General features: G+C 74.2%; 3 protein-coding genes. 2 read left to right on the top strand and 1 reads right to left on the bottom strand.

Annotation, left to right across the window (positions count from 1 at the left end):
• Window positions 1–61 precede the first annotated feature (61 nt).
• Window positions 62–1,165 carry a phosphotransferase family protein gene (locus ACQKIP_RS43705; protein ID WP_365865636.1) on the bottom strand — a complete coding sequence of 368 codons (1,104 nt, stop codon included), beginning with the start codon at window positions 1,163–1,165 and terminating at the stop codon, window positions 62–64.
• A gap of 283 nt (window positions 1,166–1,448) precedes the next feature.
• Here ACQKIP_RS43705 and ACQKIP_RS43710 point away from each other — a divergent pair, with 283 nt between their 5' ends.
• Complete coding sequence (locus ACQKIP_RS43710; RefSeq protein ID WP_365865634.1) at window positions 1,449–2,177, top strand: SDR family NAD(P)-dependent oxidoreductase; 729 nt, start codon at window positions 1,449–1,451, stop codon at window positions 2,175–2,177.
• A gap of 56 nt (window positions 2,178–2,233) precedes the next feature.
• Entirely contained in the window at window positions 2,234–3,160 is a 927-nt protein-coding gene (locus tag ACQKIP_RS43715) for a zinc-binding dehydrogenase (protein WP_365865632.1), read from the top strand.
• The last annotated feature ends 49 nt before the right edge of the window (window positions 3,161–3,209 follow it).

Raw genomic sequence — 3,209 nt, forward strand, 5'->3', positions numbered from 1 at the left:
GGGCGGGACACACCGCGTCAGGTGTGTCCCGCCCGCCCGTCCGCGTGCTTGTGGCTGCTTCTCAGCCGGGCACGGTCTCTTCCGCGGGCCGCGCGCCCCGCTCCTCCAGGACACGTTCCAGGAGCCGGGTGGCGTTGCGGTGCAGCGGGAAGTCGGTGCCGGGCGGCATGATGCCGCTCTCCTCCAGGAGCCGGGTCACCCGCGCGGTGAGCACGCAGAACCGGAACGCGGCGAAGACCTCGTAGTACTCCAGGTGTTGTACGACGTGCCCGGTGATCCGCTCGTAGTGGCGCACGGTCTCGGCCCGGTCGGGGAGCCCGGTGAGGCGGACCTCGCCGATGCCCTCGCTCAGGTGCCGGTCCAGGTGCAGGAACCAGGCCAGGTCCGACTCGGGCCTGCCCAGGGCGGCCATCTCCCAGTCCAGTACGGCGGCCGGTGTCTCCCCGTCGTAGATGATGTTGCCGAGCCGGGCGTCGCCCCACAGCAGGCGCGGCGCGCCGTGCTCGTCGGGACGGTGGTCGTGCAGCCAGGCCAGGGCCGAAGTGGCGGTCCGGTTGTCGTCCGCTCCGTAGTACGGCAGGAGTTGGGTGTACTCGGCCAGCTGCTGCGTGAGGTGGCCGGTGCCGTACTGCGGGCGGTCGAGGAAGCCGAGGCCGTGCGCGACGGGATCGACCCGGTGGACCGCGGCGAGCATCTCGATGCCGCCGAGCCAGGCGGCGCGACGGCTGTGCGGCGGCAGGCCGGCCAGCCAGCCCTCGCGGTGGTACGAGGGGAAGTCCGCGGGCACCTCGCCCTCGATCCGGCGCATCACCATGAACGGCGCCCCGAGCACGGACGAGCCGGGTTCGTGGCCGAGCAGGGGGGCCACGGGGACGTCCGTGCCGGCGAGCGCCTCAAGGAGCCTGACCTGCTCCGGCCAGCGGTCGTCGGAGTAGAGGCGGTGCCCGGTGGGGGCCACCCGGACGGCCAGGGGTTCGCGGCGGGTCGTCCCTTCCTCGGTCCACTCGGCGTCGCACAGCAGGATCTCTCCCGAGAACCCGGCGGCGCCGGGCACCCGGACCGGGCCGACCTTCACCTCGCCGGCCCGGTCGTTCCAGCGGGCCGTGAGCCAGTCGGCCAACGCCCGGCGGGTCTGTTCGGGGTCACGCTGCACGGGAACGGGCACGGACTTTCTCCTTCAGCGGTCGGCAAGGGCGCGCCCGGGCCACGGCGGCCGGTCCACGACGTTCGGAGCACGGCGTCCGGTGCGGGCGGAGCCCGAGTCTCGCCGGGGCTCCTGGCACCTGAATCCAGCGGCGCTGGGGAGCCGGCGCCGACCGGGGCAGGCCGCCGCGCGTCTCCAGTCGGTCTCCCTCGCCTCGCCATCGCGGCGGAGCAGCATCGTCATCCCGGACTGCGCGGGGTCGGTTTCGCGGGCCCTTCCTTCCGGCCGGAACACAGGAGGAGCAATGCAGTTGCAGGGCAGGACCGCCGTGGTGACCGGCGGAACGCGCGGCCTGGGCAAGGCCGTGGCGCGGGCGCTGGCCGACGAGGGCGCCGTCGTGGTCGTCGCGGCCAGGGACGTACCGCCGGACTCCCCGGACCGGGGCGAGCGCATCGTGCACGTCAAGGCCGACGTCACCGTGCCCCAGTCGATCGCCGACCTGATGCGTACGACCCACGAACGGTACGGCGGCCCGCACATCGTGGTCGCCAACGCCGGGGTGAGCAGGCCGGGCCCGGTGTCGGCGCTCTCCGACGAGCACTGGGACGCCGTGATCGGCACCAACCTGACGGGCGTGTTCCACACGGTCAGGGAGTCGGTGCCCTATCTCCGGGACGCCGAGGCGGGCCGCATCATCACCATGTCCTCGCTGCTGGGGCGGCGCGCCATGCCCGGAGCCGCCGCGTACTGCGCCTCCAAGGCGGCCGTCGAGCGCCTCACGGAGGTCTGCGCGCTCGAACTGGCCCCGCAGGGCATCACGGTGAACTGCCTCTCCCCCGGCTTCATCGACGAGGGCCAGGGCCGGGACCTGATGGCCAACGAGACGATCTGGCCGCGGCTCCAGGGCACCCTGGCCACGGGCCGGGCGGGCACGGGAGCCGAAGTCGCCCGCGCCGCCGTGTTCCTGGCTTCCCCGCAGAGCAGCTACGTGAACGGCGCGGTGCTGCCGGTCGACGGCGGCGTGCGCTGGTGACCTCTTCCCACTCTCCCCGGTAACCCACCCCGACGACAGCCCGGAGGCGACACCACGTGCAAGCACTCACCACTCCCGCGGACGGCGGCACCGGAGTGCGGCCGGTAGCGGTTCCCGAGCCCGAACCCCGCCCCGACCAGGCCGTAGTGGAGGTCAGGGCGGTTTCGGTGAACCGCGGCGATCTGTCCCTGCTCGGCATGCTGCCGCCGGGCTCACGGCTCGGCTTCGACGTGGCGGGCACCGTGGTCCAGGCGGCGGCCGACGGCAGCGGCCCGCCCACCGGCACCCGGGTGGCGGGTGTGGCCGAGCGGGACGGCTGGAGCGAGCGCGTCGCCCTGTCGACCACCCGGCTCGCCCCGCTCCCGGACGGCGTCGAGTGGACCGACGCGGCGGCCCTGCCCGTCGCCGGCCTCACCGCCCTGTACGCCATGCGGCACGCCGGATCGCTCCTGGGCCGCCGGGTGCTGGTGACCGGCGCGAGCGGCGGCGTCGGCCGGATCGCCGTCCAGCTGGCCAGGGCCGCGGGCGCCGAGGTGGCCGCCTGGGCGGGTTCGGCGGAGCGGACCAAGGGCCTGAGCGAACTGGGCGCCGCCGACGTGTCCACGTACGACGCGGGCCCCGGGGCGACGCGGCCGGTGCACGTTCTGGTGGACAGCGTCGGCGGCGAGGTGTTCCGCGACGCGTTCCAGCTGGTCGAGCCGCGCGGCGTCGTCGTCTGCTACGGCAACACCACGCGCACCGACCTGTCCCTGCCCTTCGACTGGGGGCATGCCCGCCCCGGCGTGCGGATCCGCTATCTGCACCTGTTCGACGAGATGCCGCGCAGGCCCGTCGGAAACGACCTCGCCGTACTGCTGCGGCTCGTCGCCGAAGGCGCCCTGGACCCGCACGTCACCCTCGTCGGCGACTGGGCGGACCCGGATCCCACTCTGCGCAGCGTCGGCGAGCGCCAGGTCAACGGCAAGGCTGTGCTGGTGCTCTGAAGCACTCCCATAAGGCGACCGCCCCGGACCGCATCACGCGGTCCGGGGC

This window comes from Streptomyces sp. NPDC059900 (assembly GCF_050270335.1).
GTDB lineage: Bacteria > Actinomycetota > Actinomycetes > Streptomycetales > Streptomycetaceae > Streptomyces.